The following is a 17642-nucleotide window of genomic DNA, read 5'->3' as shown; positions in this document are numbered from 1 at the left end:
ACCTTCGTCACACCGTAATATCGCGGCGGCGGAAGCCCACGACTGCCGCCGCGACCAACACCACCGCAGCTGCGCCGAGCATGAGCATCGGTGCAACACTCGCACTTTCGTAGGGTACGAGCGGTATATGCGAGAACGGCGAGAGGTCGCGCAGCCACTGCGACAGATTCAGCAGTTCACCGAACCACGCTACGAACACCGCATAGATGACGAGGACCCAGGCCAGGTTTGCCAGTCTCGGGACGAGGCCGACCAGCGCTAGCGACACCGCGAAGACGAACAACACCGCGGGCGCGTACGCCAGTGCAGCACCACACATCCGGATGATCCAGTCGGCCTCACCGGTCGCGATGGACATACCCAGACCCGTGGCAGCGCCCGTGACGACCGATGCGACGACCACCTGCGCCACGATGACCGCGACGATCCACAGGAACGATCGCGTACGCGGTGTCCCGGTGACGATCACCAGTCCGATCCGGCCGGCATCCTCGTCTGCGTGGATACGCATGACCGCTGAGACAGCGAACGCCGCGATCCCCACGACGAGGAACAGCAGCATCGTCGCACCGAACGAGGCGGTGAGCGATTGTGTGTCGCCACCGAGGAATTCGCCGATGTCGGGGACGCTGTCGACCATGTTCTGGATCGAATCTGCGAGGGTGCCCATCGCCAGTCCGAGGAGTGCAAGGGCTGCCGTCCACGCCACGAACGTCCCGCGCAGCAGCCGCCACGCCGGTCCGGGCGGAGTGAGCAGCGACGCTGAGGCTTCGGCCGGACCCGGCTTCGGAGCACGCAGCCCGGCGCCGATGTCCCGGCGCCGCGAGAGCGCAACAGCGAGTACCAGCAGCGCACCGATCGTCACCATCGACAGCAGCAGCGGCCACCACCGCTCGTCGACGTAGAGGCGGGTCTGCTGCGCCCACGCGATCGGCGACAACCATGACAGCCATGACCCTGTGGGTTCGAGAATGTCGCCGAAGCCGCGTACGAGGAAGGCGACCGCGAGGACCGCGAGCGCAGTGCCCGACGCTGTCCGCGAATGCTCACTGAACTGCGCCGTCACAGCAGCCACCGCGCCGAACAGCAGGCCCGTGACAGCGGTGGCCACACCGAACAGCAACGATCCCGCGACAGGGAGGCCTCCCGCAAGCAGCGCGAGAGTGACACCGGCACCGACGATCGAGTCTGCGACAGCGACGGCGAGCAGAGCCGCTGCGGGGGGTGCGAACGGGCCCACCGGGAGCGCACGGAGCAGTTCGAGTCGCCCGGCTTCCTCTTCGGCACGCGTGTGCCGCACCACGAGCAGAATGTTCATGATTGCGACGGCAACGATGAGCGTCAAGCTCAGTTCGTTGGCGGTCATCGCGCCCAGAGTGTAGTTGTCGGCACCGTACGCCGGACCGGTCATCAGCACCGCGGCGGGATTTTCGAGCAGCGCCGCGCGGGCCTGCCTGGCCGCCTCGTCCGGATACGCCGCGATGAGACTTTCGACGGTCACATACACGGTGAATGCGAGTGCGAGCGTCCACACCGCGATGCGTACACGATCCAGCCGGAGGTAGAGCCGGAGCAGGTCGCCGATTCCACTGAATCGGTGCGCACTTCGGGCATCGATGTCGGCACCGGAAGCGAGTACGGCGGTCATCGGGTCGTCACCTCCTCTTCCTCGGGCGCATCTGTGGGGGTATCGCCGTAATGACGCAGGAAGAGTTCCTCGAGTGACGGCGGGGTGATCGTCAGATTCGCGATGTCGAGTTCTGCGAGTGCGCGCAGTACGGGGGTGACCGCAGCATTGTCGACGTCGAAGGCGAGATGACCGTCGTCGTAGGTCAGGTCGTGCACGCCGGTGAGCGATGCGAACCCACCCGGGAGCGTCGGCACGGTGGCTCGCACCGCGGATCGGGTCAGGTGCCGCAACTGCGCGAGAGTCCCTGTCTCCACGTCTTTTCCGGAGCGGATGATCGTCACGGTGTCGCAGAGTTTCTCGACCTCGGCGAGAATGTGACTCGACAGCAGCACCGTTCGTCCGGCGTCACGCAATGCGCGCACCTCGTCGGTGAACACGGCCTCCATCAGTGGGTCGAGTCCGGACGTGGGCTCGTCGAACAGGTACAGTTCGACGTCCGACGCCAACGCTGCGACGAGTGCGACCTTCTGCCGATTACCTTTCGAATAGGTGCGAGCCTTCTTGGTGGGGTCGAGTTCGAATCGCTCGAGAAGTTCGGCTCGGCGGGAAGGACTGTCACTGCCACGGATACGAGTCAGCAGATCGATGATCTCGCCGCCGGTGAGCGCAGGCCACAAATTGGTGTCACCCGGAACATACGCGATGCGACGGTGGATCTCGACCGCATCGGTCCACGGATCGAGCCCGAGGACACGTGCCGAACCGGAGTCGGCACGCAGCATGCCGAGGAGCACGCGGATCGCCGTTGACTTTCCGGCACCATTGGGGCCGAGAAACCCTGCCACTGTTGCAGTTCCGACTTCGATCGAGAAGCCGTCGAGGGCACGGGTGGTGCCGAACGTCTTGACGAGGTCGACGGTTTCGATGGCCGGTGTATCCATGATGCAACCTCCGTGATCGGTTACGAGAGAGCCGCCTCGCGAGCGGCCAGATACGCGGTGAGCATGCTCGAGTCGGTAAGGAGCGGTTCGGTGTAGAGCTCGAGCAACGGGAGCAGGAGACGGTCGGTGTAGGAACTGAGCCAAGCGGGCAGCGTGTCGAGGTCGAGGGGCTCGTTCGGCCCGGGGACATGCAGCAGGAGCGCGCCGGTACTCAATTCGACCAGAGCCCGCGCCCGTGCCTCAGGGTTGCGACTGCGACTCACGACGCCGGACTCGGTGCCTTTCGCGAGGTAATCCTCGGTGGTGGCCACCAGATGATCGAGGAACTCTTCAGAGGCGGGGCCGCGGGCCTGGAGACTCCGGATCAGGTAGCCGATGAGCGGGGCGTAGCTCCCGATGTTCTCGAGCTGAGCGAGCATTGCCGCGACGCCGCTGCCCGGCTCGAGGACCGAGGACTTGAGCTCTCGGATGCTGCCCAGGACGTACGCGTCGCAGTGCTCGCGCAGACCGGCTCGGGAACCGAAGTGGTGCACGATGAGCGAGGCGCTCACGCCGCATTCCGAGGCAATGGCCCGAAGTGAGACGTTCACCCCATCTCGAGCAACGCAACAGATCGCCGCGTCGCGGATGCGAGCGCGTGTGGTGAGGTCGGAAACGCCCTCGGTTGAACGCATGTTCCAAGGGTTGCACACGCGTTCAACGACGTCAAGACTGCGCCCCCGACCCGGTTCAGGAGAAACCCATCACCTGCGCGCCCCACACCTCACGCATTGCGCCCTCCGGATCCGCGACCACTGTGTCCCGTGCATCGATGAGTAGGGTGGCCCGCTCGCGCGGCTCGTACTGCGGCCAGTGCTTCGACGCGTCCAGCGCGGCAGGAACCGCGTGCTTCGCGAACGCCAACCATCGCCGCTGAATCCTGCCCGACACCTCGATCGCACTCCTACGCCCACCGAGCCAGAAACTCGGATCTCGACCGAGCGTGCCGAAATTACCGAATACGTAGGGTAATTCGGTTGCATGCCCGGCGCCGATCCGCGCCGCCTTGAGCATCGGCGTCGCGTGGTCGAAGCGGTACACCCACGTCTGGGAATGCTCGGAGTGCGCTTCCGCCACCCACAACACCGGCATCCGGAACCCGGCGTCGCGCGACAAGGCCATCGCCCCGCTCGGCTTCGGCAGATCGGGATACGCTGCGGCGATTTCGGCGAGCCGTTCGGGCTCGAGATCGGGGCGGTCCTTCGCAAGCGCCTCCAGCATGGCGCGCACGGACGAATCGTCGACCGGCATCAACGGCGACTTCATGAAACGGAAAATCGACGGCTCGTCCTTGTTCGAACCGATGATGAGCGGCACCCGGTGCGACAGGCCTTTCTGGAATGCCGCGACCGGGTACTTGGGCACGAGGTCGCGATCGACCACCGGCGTCATGGCCAATGTGCCCGGAACTTTCGTGGGGATCTCCCCGACCACCGTTTCGGCCGCCTCGACGAGCTGCTCGAAAGGCATCTGCCGGAGACGCCCCACCCGAGCCGGAGACACCTCGAGGATCCCGAGGAACCGCTCGGCGACCACCGCGGCACGCTCACGACCGTATACCGACGTCGCCGGCGGCGACTGCGCGATCGCCCGATGAAACAGCCCCTCCGCACGAGGCACCGTCATCAGCGTCGTGACGGAGCCCCCACCGGACGATTCGCCGAACAGGGTGACATTATCCGGGTCGCCTCCGAAGTCCGCGATGCAGTCGCGGACCCATTCGAGCGCCGAAATTTGATCTCGCAGACCTAGATTCGACTCATATGTGTCGCCGGCGGACGAGAACGACGACAGATCGAGGAATCCGAGGGCACCCAGGCGATAGTTGAGGGTGACCACCACGACGTTCCCCGCTTCACAGAGCGCACGTCCGTCGTAGATCTTCTGACCCGAGTAGCCGATGACATACGCACCACCGTGGATCCACACCATCACCGGGCGCTTCTCGCCGTCCGGTTCGGGCGCCCAGATGTTGAGAGAGAGGCAGTCCTCCCCGATCGACATCTCGGACGAGATTCCGATCGGGCTGTTCGGGCTCTGTGGAGCGATCGGACCATACCGCTCGCAGTCGAGCACGCCCGACCACGGCCGGGGGCTCTCCGGCGAGCGGAATCTCATGTAGCCGCCGGTCGGGGCCGCGAACGGGATCCCTTTCCACGAGTACACCGCGCCGTCGCGATACCCGCGGGCGTCACCGTACTTGCATCCGACAACGAGCGTCTCGGCGTCCACATGACCTCCCGGTGAGCTTCTCGCATCCCAACGTACCCATCAGCAGCCGCGCCCACGGCCCGCCCGGGGTGCTATCGTCGCCTCCGACCGACACGGGGTGCTTCGCGACAGCGGGGCTGAGATCACACCCGTCGAACCTGATCAGGTAATGCTGACGAAGGGATGATTCGGGATGACTGTGCCTGCGCACGATTCACCGACCGACCGTTTCACCGATGTCCTGTGGGACCGCACGAAGGTTCTGCGCGACTCCATCGACGACCTCGAGTTCCTGCGCCGCCTGGGCGACGGCACACTGCCACTCGAATCGTTCCGCTTCTACATCGAGCAGGATGGGCTCTACCTGGCCGGATACGCCAAAGCCCTCGCGCTGCTTGCGTCCAAGGCGCCCGACCCGGTCACCGGCGCATTCTGGGCGACGAGCTCCGCGACGGCGGCCACCGAAGAGTCCTCGCTGCACCAGCGCCTTCTCCACGGTGGGGTACTGCCCGCCAACGACGCTCCTGTCGCCCACTCCCCCGCTTGCCTCGGCTACGTCTCGTACCTGACTGCCACGGTGGCGACCGAGCCGTACCCGGTGGGTGCCGCCGCAGTGCTGCCGTGCTTCTGGATCTACGCCGAAGTGTGCCGCGATCTGGCGTCTCGCGCGGCCGACGTGCTCGCCGCCGATCCGGCCCATCCCTACGCACAATGGGTGGCTGCCTACGACGACCAGGACTTCCAGGATTCGGTCGCGGGTGCACGTGCACTGGTCGATGCCGCCGGAGCCGCGGCGACCGAGACCGAACGAGACGCGATGATCGATGCCTTCATCTTCGCGACCCGCTACGAGCTCATGTTCTGGGACACCGCCCTGAACACGCATCCGTGGCCTGCGTCGTGACGCTCCGGCACCGGATCACCGCCCTCACCATCGCTGTCTGGACCCTGTGCACTGCCACTGCGTGCGCCAGCGGCGGTTCCGACGACACGATCCGGTTCGCACTCGACTGGACTCCCAACACCAACCACACCGGTCTGTACGTAGCGTTGCAGGAAGGATTGTTCGACGACGCCGGGCTCGACGTCGAGATCCTTCCTTACAACGATGCGTCACCCGACACTCTCGTCGACGCGGGCAATGCGGAATTCGGGATCTCGACGCAAGGAATGGCGACGTTCGCACGCGCCGCAGGAGCGCATACCGTTTCGGTCCTCGCCCCGTTACAACATTGGGCGACAGGTATTGCGGTCAAGTCCGACCGCGGCGATCTCACACGGCCGGCAGACCTCGACGGCCGAATCTACGCAGGTTTCGCCGATCCAGGTGTCTCGGAGACATTGGCGCAGGTCATCCGCAACGATGGCGGGCGAGGCGAGTTCGACGAGGTCGTTCTCGGAACGTCGGCGTACGAGGCCGTCTATTCGGGCACCGCGGACTTCACCGTCTCGTATCTGGCGTGGGAGGGACTCGAAGCGGAGCATCGTGGATTGCCGATGCGCTATTTCGACTACACCGACTACGGATTCCCCGATCAGTACGCGATCGTCGTCAACGGCAGCGAGGACTGGCTCGCCGAGAACCCCGATCGTGGTCGCGCGTTCGTGCAGGCACTGCAGCGTGGCTACGAGATCGCTGCCGACGATCCCGATCGAGGCGCGCGTGCACTGCTCGACGCCAACCCGGGTGTGTTCTCGAACGAAGAACTCGTCTTCGAGAGTCAGCGGATGCTCTCAGCCGACTTCATGCGCGACGACCAGGGACGCGTCGGGACTCTCGACACGAGCAGGTGGGCCGGGTACTCCCGGTTCCTCTACGAACAGGGCCTTCTCACCGGCCCCGACGGCGCGCCCTTGACCGCCGAACCCGACTGGTCGACCTACCTCACCGATGACTACCAAACGCCCTGAGCCCGCAGGGGCCGATATCCGGGTCACGACGGACCCGGCCGGGACGCTCCGACACCGCATCGATCGTGTACTACCTGCAATGGTCGTCGCGGTGGTGCTCGTCGCGGCGTGGCAGCTGTACGTGATGATCAGCGGAATCCGCCCGCAGGTGCTGCCGTCTCCCGCGCGCGTGCTGCAGCAGGGGTGGGCACATCGCACCGCTATTGCCGAGCACGCCGCTGCGACACTGCAGGTCACGATCGTCGGTTTCGTGGTGTCGTTGACCGTGGCGTGGATACTGGCGATCGCGGTCGATTTCTCGCCGTTCCTACGGCGAGCATTCGTGCCGCTGTTCGTCGCCTCGCAGACACTGCCGATCATCGCGATCGCCCCGCTCATGATCATCTGGTTCGGCTTCGGTCTCCTGCCGAAGATTCTGGTGATCGCCCTGGCCACATTCTTTCCGATGGCGATCGGCTTGATCGAGGGATTTGCCGCGACGGACCGCGAGGCCGGGGCACTTCTGCGCAGCATGGGAGCCACTCGGTGGCAGGAGTTCCGGTATGTGCGTCTTCCCTCGGCGCTGCCTCGGTTCTTCACCTCGCTGCGCATCGGCATCACCTACGCCGTGGTGGGTGCGGTGTTCGCGGAGTACGTCGGCGCCACATCGGGGCTCGGCATCTACATGGCCATCCAGAAGAATTCGTTCCGTACCGATCTGGTGCTCGCTGCGGTACTGGTCACCGCGACAGTGTCATTGGTGTTGTACCTGCTCACGTATGTGGCACAGCGCCTGATCGCACCGTGGGCCCTCGGCACAGAGAATCGAACAACCGGGAGCCACGCATGAGTGCCGTCACCCTTTCCGGCGTCCACCGGTCGTTCGACGGCAACCACGTGCTCGACGGCGTCGGGTTCGACGTGTCCCCAGGGGAATTCGTCTCGGTCATCGGTCCGAGCGGGTCAGGGAAGTCCACGCTGTTCGGCCTGATCGCGGGACTCGACACGCCCGACGAAGGGATCGTCACGGTCGGCGGCGCTCCGGCGTCCCCGGGACGCGCTGCACTGATGCCCCAGAAGGATCTCCTGTTCCCCTGGCGCACAGTCCTCGACAACTGCGCGCTCGCCCTCGAAGTTCAGGGCGTACCACGTCGGGAGGCACGCGCGCGGGCGCGCGCACTGTTCCCCACGTTCGGACTCGCCGGGTTCGAGGAGGCTCGTCCGTCGCAACTGTCCGGCGGGATGCGTCAGCGTGCAGCATTGGCGCGAACCGTGATCCAGCAACGCGAGATTCTGCTGCTCGACGAACCGTTCGGCGCTCTCGACTCCCTCACCCGCACCGACATGCAGTTGTGGCTGCAGGCGGTGTGGCTGCGCGACCGCTGGACCGTCCTGATGATCACGCACGACGTACGTGAGGCCGTCCTGCTGTCCGACCGGGTACTGGTCCTGTCGCCGCGACCTGCACGGATCCTGCACGAAGTCCGGGTCGGGCTACCGCGACCACGGTCGTTGGAGTTGCTGACCTACCCTGAATTCGTGGCAGTCGAACGTGAACTCGTGTCGGTCCTGCACGCAAGGTCCGACATGCTTTGAGCGCTCGCGCTATTCGGAGAACCCGCAATATCGAATCGGTAACAGGATGCCGCCCCACCTGCACCGGGCGTGCCACGTCGTATCTATCGGATTACGAGGCCCACCGGCACCACATGTCGGGCGTAGCTTGAATGATCCGTAGTTCGAACACCGGTCCGGTGTTGCTACCAGTGGCGAGGAGGCGATCAGATGAGCAGCGCATTGTCCGTCCCACTCGTCGCGCCTGCTCCTGCACGTACCACCCCGCAGATCGAGGAGCACGGCGGCGTCAGCATCGCCTCGCGTGCCCTGAGTATCTCCTTGCGCCACACGGTGCGCCCGTTCCTCGACGCGTGGGCGCTCACCCCGTCTCTTCCGTGGCCGACGGGTCTGGTCGACCGCGCAGCGTTCCCACTTCTCCCGGTACCGGGGACCGAGTACCACCGCATGGCGTTGGAAACCTGCCCCGCCGAGTTCGTCCGCGCCCCCGGCGCAGGCGGCCGCAGCGCAATCCTGTACCTGCACGGCGGAGCTTTTCTGTGCTGCGGTCTGACCACCCACCGCCAGCTGGTGTCGCGCATCTCGGCGGCAGCAGGCGCCCCGGTGCTGTCGGTGGCCTACCGGATGCTCCCGCGTCACCCGATCCGACATGCGGTCGACGACGGCCTCTCCGGACTGCGTTGGCTGATCGCCCATGGCTACTCGACCGATCGCATCGTCATCGCAGGCGATTCCGCGGGCGGATTTCTCAGCTTCTCCGTGGCCCACGAAGCACTGCGGCTGGGGCTGGGGCGCGCCGCGGGCACCGTCGCGATCTCGCCGCTGACCGACCTCGATCCCTATCGCAAGCTCGACCATCCGAATGCCCGGAAGTGTGCGCTGTTCCCGCGGCGAGCGGTGCCTGCATTGTCCACCTTGATCGAGAGGGCCGAACGGATCGATGACCGCTACGAGCCCGTGCCTTCTCCTGTGGATCTCGACCTGACCGGCATGCCGCCTGCCCTGCTGCAGACCGGATCCGAGGAGATGACGTTCGTCGACGCCGAGACGATGGCGTACCGTCTCGCCTCGGCCGGTGTCCCGACGGAACTGCAGGTGTGGGAGAAGCAGGTGCACGTGTTCCAGGCTGCCGCGTCGCTGGTTCCCGAGGGCAGCCGTGCGGTCGCCGAGATCGGAAGGTTCGTACGCTCACTCGACACGGTGTGATTCGGCGAACAGCGGGACCCGCTGCGGCGTCCACAGGTAGGAGTCGGGTGGGCGGTACTGTGCGTCACGGCGTCCGGTTCGAGCCGGTTGCCCGAATCGCAATGTATCGATCGAAAGGGTCAGTGTGAGCTCTCTCAATTCCGGCCAAAGCCTCGCTGTGGGCCAGGAACTGAAGTCCGACAACGGCAAATACACTCTCGTGCTCCAGCGGGACGGCAACCTGGTCCTGTCCGAGGGCGGCAAGGCCGTGTGGGCGGCGGGAACCGACGGCTCGGGCGCGGTGCGCGCGAACGTACAAGAGGACGGCAACTTCGTCCTGTACAAGGATGACAACTCCCCCGTCTGGGCGTCGGAGACGAGCGGTAATCCAGGTGTGCGCCTGACGGTGCAGGACGACCGCAATGTCGTGCTGTACGCGGGAGACAAGCCCGTCTGGGCGAGCAACAGTGTTGCTCCGAAGGCCGCAGGGCCCGTTGCCGAGCCGGCCCACGTGGCTGCCGCACCGGCCGAGCCCGCTCCCGCCGCTGCCCCGGCACCTCGTACCCACACCGTCGCCTCCGGCGACACTCTCTGGGCGATCGCCGAGCGCTTCTACGGCGACGGCAACCAGTACCAGCGCATCGCCGATGCGAGCGGTGTGTCCGATCCGGACCTGATCCAGCCAGGCCAGGTGCTCACCATCCCGTGACGACCACAGGCCGGTAGTGCCGAACGTCCCCACACCGACTCCGGTTGTGGGGACGTTCGGCATTCACCGTCTCTCGGTTCACGGATCCTCGTCGTCGAGAGGCTCCTGACCTGCCTGCCGGCGCCGGTGCTTCGCCGTGAACATGAACAACCGCACCACCAGGGCAAGAAAGACCAGATTGCCCACGATCTGCGCCGAGACCACCGCCCTCGTTCCGTCGGTGACCGCGGCGATGTCCCCGAATCCCACGGTCGCGAACACCGTGAGGCTGAAGTACAGGGCGCCCATCCGGGTGAGGACCTCAGTGAATCCTTCCGGCTCGACCTGCGAGATCACCACGTACAGCGACGCGAAGCCGACGATGTAGACGGTGACGGTCGCGGCGATCCCCTCCATGGCCTGGACCATCGGATGCGGCGACCGCAGGACCGACCACACCTGCCAGCCGCAGACAGCGCACACCACTACTGATCCGAATACGAGCAGGAACAGTGTGGGGAGGTCGTCGAGTCCCGAGAACGGAAGCGTGAAGTAGGCGGTACCCACCACCACGAGCGTCGTCACGGTGCGAAGCAACGCCCGCCACGTGAGTGCGCGCAGTTGCGCTGATCTGTCGGTTCCGGCTGCATCGGATGGCTGCGCGCTGTTCGGCACAGGTGTCAGTATGCGCCCGGCACCCCGCCCGGCGCGCTCACCGACGGGCACGGTGTCGGTGGGTCCGACTAGTGTTCACGACACACGGGTCAAAGTCGGGAAGGGAAGGGGGCAGGTTCATGGGCGAACCGGAAAGCGGATTCGACCGCGACGTCGACCGGGCCTGGCGCGAGTTCCGGGGGGACCTCGCCGACCACGTCGCCGCCATGCGCGATGGAGGCGGACTCGTGCTGGAGCCACTGGCAGAGGAAGCCGGCGGACCGGCCGGGCCGTGCGTGCAGTTCTACGCGTGGGGTGATCAGCAGGTGCGCTGCGAAGTACCGTCGAATCTCCATCTGACCGAGGATCGCCACCTGTCGCCGCACGACGAGGCGTTGCTGCTGGATTTGGGATGGCAGACACCGTCGCGCGATCCCGACACACCGGAGGACGGCGGCTCGCCCGCGTTCTGGATGGACCTCCCCTCGTCGTGGGCCGATCGGCTCGCCGAGGTCGCGGTGCGCGCGTTGCGCGAGGTATGGGGCGTTCCGCATCCGCTTTTCCTGCGTGCGGAATCCTTCGGGACCGCCAGCAGCCACGAGTTCGAAACTCCGGCACCGGTGGCCGAGGCCTCTCCCAAGGTGCCGGTGCGAGGCCCTGTCCATCCCCTCGGGGAAGAGCACCTGCGAGAACTCATCGAGGACACCGTGGGCGACCGGGTCGGCGACACCCCCACGTGGGACGAAGACGGCGATCTCGTGCTGCGTATCGCCGACGTCCTCGTGTTCGTCGGGGTCGGTGCGGGCGCAGCAACGGTGGATCTGCTTGCGCCGATCGTGCATTCGATCAGTGGGCGCACACGTGCGATGGAGGTGGTCTCCGATCTCAATCGGCAGTGGCCGCAACTGAAGTTCGTGCTCATCGACGATCGCGTCGCCGTCGTCAACCACCTGCCTGCGTCGCCCTTCGTGCCGGAACACCTGGAATCCGCTCTCGATCGCATGTCCGGCTTCCTCGAGGGCGTCGACCACGACTTCGCCGCGCATATCGGCGGCCTTCCGATGCGCGGCCACGGTCACGATCATTATTTCGAGGCCCCGGATTTCGAAGCCTCCGACGAGCGCGATCTGTTCGACGACGACCTGTGGGAACCTCGCCTCGAAGACGATCTTCCGGCGGCACTGCTCGAACTTCGTGATCATCACCTCCGTGGGCGCTCCGATATTCCGGTCGAGACGGTCGCGGCGATCGGAGACCGGGAGGCTTCCCGGCTGCAGCAGTTCCTCGAACTCAGCACCGAGCAGCACGTGGGCTGGACCAGCGAATCCCTCAACCGTGCCTTTGTGGGCGATGACGACGGTGTCGCCGCTGCCGACGCAAAGGCGCTCGAGTGGAAGCTGACGAGCTGGTCTCTTGCCGCAGCACTGAGCTACCTCGACCTGCCCACGGAGATCCCGAACCACCGGCGCCCGCCGGCGAAGCCGAGCACCGACCAGCCGCCGCTGTTCGACAATCCGGACGAGCCGACACTCTTCGACGGATTCGGCGACTAGCGTCCCGCCACGGCCCATCGCAGCACGTCGGCGGCGTCGACGATGGCGTCGACCGCGATCGTGGTGATATCACCCTCGACGACGTCGATGATTGTCATGCGCTCTCTCGTTCGTGGTAGTGCCACCACGGGCGTTTCCTGGCATGATTCCAGAGCGTGACGTCGTCGGACAAGCTTCGCGAACTCGCCGGGTACCACGGGGTGTCCTGCACCTACCGTGGATGGGACACCCTCGAACATCATGTCCCCGATCGGACGCTGCGCTCGATCCTGGCAGCACTCGACGTCCCCGCCGGTTCGGACGCCGAGATCGACAAATCCCTCGCGGATGTCGCGAACGCGCCGTGGCGGCAGATGCTGCCGCTGTCGCTGGTTGTCGCCGAAGGCGATAGGCGTCCTTTTGCCGTACACGTGCCGCACGGCGATCCGGTCTCGGTGTGGGTAGTGGCCGAGGACGGCTCCGAGGTCGACGCCGAGCAGCTCGACGTGTGGGTCGAACCGAGGATGGTCGACGGACGGCTCGTCGGACGGGCCACCTTCACGGTGCCTGCGCTACCACTGGGCTGGCACACGATCCATGCGCGCAGCAACGACATCGAAGCGACCGCGACGCTCGTGGTGACGCCGGCGCGACTGTCCACGGCAGACCGCGTGCTGCGCTCCCGACAGTGGGGTTTGGCCGCACAACTGTATTCGGTCCGGTCGAGCCGGTCTTGGGGTATAGGCGACTTCGCCGATCTTGCCGATCTCACAGCAGTGACCGCGGGCCATGGCGGCGACTTCGTGTTGATCAATCCCGTCCACGCCGCCGAGCCGCGGCCTCCACACGAGCCGTCTCCGTACCTTCCGTCCTCGCGGCGGTTCGTGGACCCGCTCTACCTGCGCGTCGAGGACATTCCCGAGGCCGCCTATCTTCCGCGCAAACAGCGCAGACTGCTCGACGAGAACGCACGGGACTGCGCGAAAGCGAACCGGAAAGGCGAACGGCTGAAGCGGAATCCGGTGTTCCGCGCCAAGCTCGAGGTGCTCGAGCGGATCCACAGTGTGCCCCGGGGTCCTGCCCGCCAGGCTCGTTACGCGGCATTCTGCGCTGAAGGTGGCCGGGCACTCGACGACTTCGCATTGTGGTGCGCACTCGCAGAGAAGGCCGGGCCGCGCCACTGGGACGAGCGGGCCACGGCTCCGGACGACCCCTGGGTGAAACGCCAACGCGTCGTACTGGCCGAGCGCATCGATTTCCACCGCTGGTTGCAGTGGTTGTGCGACGAGCAGCTCGCCGCCGCGCAGATCGCGGCACGAGCCGCGGGCATGGGCATCGGTGTCGTACACGACCTGGCGGTGGGGGTGAAACGCGAGGGCGCCGACGCGTGGACACTGGGCGATGCGCTGGCCGCTGGGGTCACAGTGGGCGCCCCACCCGACGACTTCAACCTGAACGGACAGAACTGGAACCAGCCGCCGTGGCGTCCCGATCGCCTCGAAGAGCTCGGCTACGGCCCGTACCGCGAGATGCTCCGGTCGGTGCTGCGTCATGCCGGTGGTGTGCGCATCGACCACATCCTCGGTCTGTTCCGCACATGGTGGGTGCCGGAAGGGTCGTCGCCGAGCGAAGGCGCGTACGTGCGGTACGACCACGAGGCGATGATCGGCATCCTGGTACTCGAGGCGCACCGTGCCGACGCGGTCGTCATCGGTGAGGATCTCGGAGTGTTCGAGGGATGGGTCCAGGAGTATCTCGCCGAGCGTGGGGTCGCGGGTACGTCGATCCTGTGGTTCGAGAAGGACGGCGACACCCCGCGCGCACCTGAGAACTACCGCCGGTTGTGCCTGACGTCGGTCACCACACACGACCTACCGCCGACGTCCGGCTATATTGCCGGGGAACATATTTCGATCCGCTCGAAGCTCGGGTTGCTGAAAGGCGATCTGGAGACCGAACTCGCTGCCGCGGCAGCCGAACGCGATGCGGTGCTCGGTCTCGCCCGCGACCGCGGGCTGCTCGACCCTGCAGAGGGCGAGAACCTCGAGCAGCAGGTCGAGGCGTTGCATCGGCTCGTCGCGGCGAGCCCGTCGGCCATGCTGGCGTTGTCGCTGGCCGACGTGGTCGGTGAACCCCGGAGCCAGAATCAGCCGGGCACCGTAGATGAGTATCCGAACTGGCGTGTGCCTCTCGCAGACGTCGACGGCGAGGCCGTCCTCATCGACGATCTCACCGGTCACGAGCGTTTCGCGCGACTCGCGGAGGCGTTGTCCCCGGCCGAACCCGGATGAGCTTCACCGCTTCACGTAGATGCTCTCGATGTCGGCGGCGAACTTCTCGGCGACCACATTGCGCTTGATCTTCAATGTCGGGGTCAGCTCACCGGTCTCCTCGGTGAGGTCGCGATCGAGAATCACGAACTTCTTGATGGCCTCGGCATGCGAGACAGTGCGGTTGGCGTCGTCGACGATTGTCTGCATCGCGTCCCGCAACGATGGATCGTTTCGCAGGTCTGCGACGGTGGAGTCCGCCGGCTTGCCGTTCTCCCTCTTCCAGTTGTCGAATACCTCGGGGTCGACCGTCAGCAATGCCGAGATGAACGTCCGCCCATCGCCGAGAACAACGGCCTGCGAGACCAGCGTGTGCGATCGCATCCGGTCTTCGAGCGGCCCTGGAGAGACGTTCTTGCCACCGGCGGTGATGATGAGGTCCTTCTTGCGCCCGGTGATCGTGGTGTAGCCGTCCGCGTCGAGTGAACCGAGATCGCCGGTGCGGAACCAGCCCTCGTCGAACGCGTCCTCGGTAGCCTTCTCATTGCGCCAATAGCCGTTGAATACGACCCCTCCGCGAAGTTCGATCTCGCCGTCCTCAGCGATACGAACACTGTTGCCGCCCAAGGGCTGACCCACTGTGCCGATCTTCTGCGATCCGGGCATGTTGACGGTGTGCGCCGCTGTCGATTCGGTCAGTCCGTAACCCTCGAAGATCGGTACGCCGACACCGCGGAAGAAATGTCCGAGTGTGGTGCCGAGCGCTCCGCCACCGGAAATGGCCATCTGGCACTGACCGCCCATGGCCTCGCGCAGCTTGCTGAAGACAAGCCTGTCGGCCATGACCCGCTTGGCTTTCAGGAACAGGCTCGGCCCACCATGGTCGAGCGACTCGCTGTAGGCGACTGCGGTTTCCTCAGCGAACTGGAATATCGCCGCATTGAGCTTTCCACCTGCTGCCGCCTTCGCTGCTGCGGCGTCGCGTACTTTCTCGAACACGCGAGGCACGCCGAGAATCATGTGTGGCGAGTAACGGGAGAACTGGCTCGATACGGTTCCGAAATCAGACCAGTGAGACTGTGCTGCACCACCTTCGAATGCTGCAAGCGACACTGCACGCGCCAGTACGTGCGCGAGGGGCAGGAACGTGAGAATCCGGTTACCCGGCTTGGCGGCCATCTGACCGATCGGCGCTGTCAGAATTCCGCGAACCTCCGAGAGGAAGTTCCGGTGGGTGAGGATGCAACCCTTGGGCCGGCCTGTGGTGCCGGAGGTGTAGACGAGGGAAGCGAGGTCGTCGACGCGGATGCCCTCGCGGCGAGCGGTGAGTTCGGCGTCGCCGATTCCGGCGCCCGCAGCGATGAGCGCATCCACTGCCCCGCCCTCGATCCGGTGGATCCCGCGGAGGGTGTCGGGCATACCGACGAAGAGCGCTTCGTGGGCGGCGGTCTCGACGACAGCGAGACAGGACCCGGAGTCCTCGAGGATCCAGCGGATCTGTTCGGTTGACGACGAGTCGTAGATCGGCACCGACACCGCGCCTGCCGCCCAGATCGCGTAGTCGAACAATGACCATTCGTATCGTGTGGCCGAGAGCAACGCGACACGGTCTCCGGCCTTGACGCCTTCGGCGATCAATCCCTTCGCGACACCGGCGACCTGCTCCGCGAACTGCGATGCGGTGACTGCGACCCATTCGTCACCCAGCGGGCGCGAATACATCACGCGGTGCGGAAACTCCTCCGCCTGGGTGAATACGGTGTGGACGACGGAATCGCCGTCTGCAACGGTGAACTGGGCGGGGGTCGAGTACTCACGCACTGAAATCTCCATCGTTCTGGTCGGTCGAAGGCGCGGACGGATCCACACCGGAGCGGAATCGGCGCAGCAGGTGGACGAACGTGTCGATCTCATCCTGGCCCCATCCCGTCAGTCCTGCGGTGACTTCGCCGTATCGGCGATTCACTGTGACGGCGAGCACGGAGTGCCCCTGATCCGTCAGGCTGAGCGGGTGTCCCAGCCTTGTCGGTCCGGAGTCCGCCGAGAGCCAACCCTCGTCGATGCAGTGGCGTACTTGCCTCGAGACGGTCGACCGATTGACGCCGAAAACCTCCGAGATCTCGGTGGCGCGGCAACCCGGATTGCGGGCGATGAACCCGAGCAGCGAATGCTGCGCAAGCGAGAGGGAACCGCCGTCGGCCCGCCCCTCTGCAGTCAGAAAGCGCACGAGGTGAACGAATTCGTCGTAGACCTCGGCTACCGAGGTTCGATTCGGTGAATCGGACCTCCGTTTCTGTTGCATACGGCAACTATAAGCCCGGTGTGCTCCACGCCTCAAACCAGGGCAATCCACCGCGTTCGATCAGCAGAATCGCTCGGCAGCAGCCTGCACCCGGGCATGGTGAGCACGCACCTGCGCCTCCTCGTGGTACTGCAGATTGTCGAAGTCTCGCCGCCATCCGGCCGAGCCGTCGATCATTTCCCGCACGATGTCGGCGTGCCCGGCGTGGCGGGCAGTTTCACTGTTCATGTGCACGAGGATGCGGTGCAGCGTCACGCGGCCCTGACCCCACAAGTCCACCTGCGTCACGTCACCGAGTTCGGTCATAGAGAATGTCTCCGAGGCGTGTTGCCACGAACGGCGATACAGTGCCACCAGGTACTCGCGCGACTCATCGGCAGTCGCCCACATGTCTGCGTCAGGGCCGGCAGCACCGTCCGGGGCCACCCAGCGCAACTCGACCGGGGCCGGTCGGCCGAATACCTCACCGAAGTAGCCGAATTCGCAGGTGGCCAGGTGCTTGACGAGCCCGAGAAGGTTGGTGCCGGTCGGTGTCATCGGGCGCCTCGCGTCGTACTCGGACAGGCCGTCGAGCTTCCACAGGATCAGGTCGCGCGAGGCCTGCAACTGCACGACCAGGTCGGCCGCAAACCCGTCGGTACCGCTCATGGCCCCATCGTATGCGCGATCCCCACATCACCCCGGCGCCCGACGAAAGCGAAGGACTAGCATATGCGTACCGGGGA

At 65.6% G+C, this 17642-nt stretch carries 16 protein-coding genes and 1 riboswitch; of the genes, 8 read left to right on the top strand and 8 right to left on the bottom strand.

Annotated features, from left to right (window positions below; translation table 11 throughout):
* Positions 1-7: 7 nt before the first annotated feature.
* From ACTDXD_RS20390 to ACTDXD_RS20375, 4 genes are read right to left on the bottom strand one after another with little or no spacing between them, the layout of a single operon-like run.
* Entirely contained in the window at positions 8-1648 is a 1641-nt protein-coding gene (locus tag ACTDXD_RS20390) for an ABC transporter permease (RefSeq protein WP_440124074.1), read from the bottom strand.
* Positions 1645-2571 carry an ATP-binding cassette domain-containing protein gene (locus ACTDXD_RS20385; protein WP_440124073.1) on the bottom strand — a complete coding sequence of 309 codons (927 nt, stop codon included), beginning with the start codon at positions 2569-2571 and terminating at the stop codon, positions 1645-1647. The genes ACTDXD_RS20390 and ACTDXD_RS20385 overlap by 4 nt, the downstream gene beginning before the upstream one ends.
* A 20-nt stretch (positions 2572-2591) precedes the next feature.
* The gene (locus tag ACTDXD_RS20380) at positions 2592-3245 is read right to left on the bottom strand and encodes a TetR family transcriptional regulator (protein WP_440124072.1); all 654 of its coding nucleotides are present in this window, start codon (positions 3243-3245) and stop codon (positions 2592-2594) included.
* A gap of 55 nt (positions 3246-3300) precedes the next feature.
* Positions 3301-4842 (bottom strand): carboxylesterase/lipase family protein, encoded by a 1542-nt coding sequence (locus tag ACTDXD_RS20375; RefSeq protein ID WP_440124071.1) that lies wholly within the window; start codon positions 4840-4842, stop codon positions 3301-3303.
* 83 nt (positions 4843-4925) lie between these two features.
* Positions 4926-5022, top strand: a riboswitch (TPP riboswitch).
* Here ACTDXD_RS20375 and ACTDXD_RS20370 point away from each other — a divergent pair.
* From ACTDXD_RS20370 to ACTDXD_RS20345, 6 genes are all read left to right on the top strand, one after another.
* Positions 5015-5725, top strand: coding sequence for a TenA family protein (locus ACTDXD_RS20370; protein ID WP_440124070.1), 711 nt, complete (start codon positions 5015-5017; stop codon positions 5723-5725). (Overlaps the previous riboswitch by 8 nt.)
* A 29-nt stretch (positions 5726-5754) precedes the next feature.
* Positions 5755-6732: an ABC transporter substrate-binding protein gene (locus ACTDXD_RS20365; RefSeq protein ID WP_440127724.1), complete on the top strand. Its 978-nt coding sequence runs from the start codon at positions 5755-5757 to the stop codon at positions 6730-6732.
* 79 nt (positions 6733-6811) lie between these two features.
* Complete coding sequence (locus ACTDXD_RS20360) at positions 6812-7561, top strand: ABC transporter permease (protein WP_440127723.1); 750 nt, start codon at positions 6812-6814, stop codon at positions 7559-7561.
* Positions 7558-8307, top strand: coding sequence for an ABC transporter ATP-binding protein (locus tag ACTDXD_RS20355; RefSeq protein ID WP_440124069.1), 750 nt, complete (start codon positions 7558-7560; stop codon positions 8305-8307). Before ACTDXD_RS20360 ends, ACTDXD_RS20355 begins: the two co-directional genes overlap by 4 nt.
* Before the next feature lie 189 nt (positions 8308-8496).
* The gene (locus ACTDXD_RS20350) at positions 8497-9492 is read left to right on the top strand and encodes an alpha/beta hydrolase (RefSeq protein ID WP_440124068.1); all 996 of its coding nucleotides are present in this window, start codon (positions 8497-8499) and stop codon (positions 9490-9492) included.
* Between the two features lie 124 nt (positions 9493-9616).
* On the top strand, positions 9617-10180 hold the full coding sequence (locus ACTDXD_RS20345; protein WP_440124067.1) for a LysM peptidoglycan-binding domain-containing protein: 564 nt from the start codon (positions 9617-9619) through the stop codon (positions 10178-10180).
* Between the two features lie 78 nt (positions 10181-10258).
* On the opposite strand, the gene ACTDXD_RS20340 is transcribed toward ACTDXD_RS20345, so the two are convergent.
* The gene (locus tag ACTDXD_RS20340; protein WP_440124066.1) at positions 10259-10834 is read right to left on the bottom strand and encodes a potassium channel family protein; all 576 of its coding nucleotides are present in this window, start codon (positions 10832-10834) and stop codon (positions 10259-10261) included.
* Positions 10835-10953: 119 nt separating this feature from the next.
* Between ACTDXD_RS20340 and ACTDXD_RS20335 the strand changes: the two genes are divergently transcribed.
* Together ACTDXD_RS20335 and malQ are read left to right on the top strand one after the other, a co-directional pair.
* Positions 10954-12366, top strand: coding sequence for a T3SS (YopN, CesT) and YbjN peptide-binding chaperone 1 (locus ACTDXD_RS20335; protein WP_440124065.1), 1413 nt, complete (start codon positions 10954-10956; stop codon positions 12364-12366).
* A gap of 155 nt (positions 12367-12521) precedes the next feature.
* Entirely contained in the window at positions 12522-14636 is a 2115-nt protein-coding gene (gene malQ, locus ACTDXD_RS20330; RefSeq protein ID WP_440124064.1) for a 4-alpha-glucanotransferase, read from the top strand.
* Positions 14637-14639: 3 nt separating this feature from the next.
* Here malQ and ACTDXD_RS20325 read toward each other — a convergent pair whose 3' ends face one another.
* The 3 genes from ACTDXD_RS20325 to ACTDXD_RS20315 are packed head-to-tail and all read right to left on the bottom strand — an operon-like array spanning position 14640 to position 17565.
* Positions 14640-16436, bottom strand: coding sequence for an AMP-dependent synthetase/ligase (locus ACTDXD_RS20325; protein ID WP_440124063.1), 1797 nt, complete (start codon positions 16434-16436; stop codon positions 14640-14642).
* A complete protein-coding gene (locus tag ACTDXD_RS20320) occupies positions 16429-16917 on the bottom strand; it encodes a MarR family winged helix-turn-helix transcriptional regulator (protein ID WP_440124062.1) in 489 nt (162 codons plus the stop codon). Before ACTDXD_RS20320 ends, ACTDXD_RS20325 begins: the two co-directional genes overlap by 8 nt.
* A gap of 60 nt (positions 16918-16977) precedes the next feature.
* Complete coding sequence (locus ACTDXD_RS20315) at positions 16978-17565, bottom strand: DinB family protein (protein WP_440124061.1); 588 nt, start codon at positions 17563-17565, stop codon at positions 16978-16980.
* Positions 17566-17642 lie beyond the last annotated feature (77 nt).

It is taken from the genome of Rhodococcus sp. SJ-3 (assembly GCF_051918125.1).
In the GTDB taxonomy this organism is placed as follows: Bacteria; Actinomycetota; Actinomycetes; order Mycobacteriales; family Mycobacteriaceae; genus Rhodococcus.
Note: the sequence above shows the minus strand (reverse complement) of the source record. Positions and strands in the feature narration are given on the sequence as shown.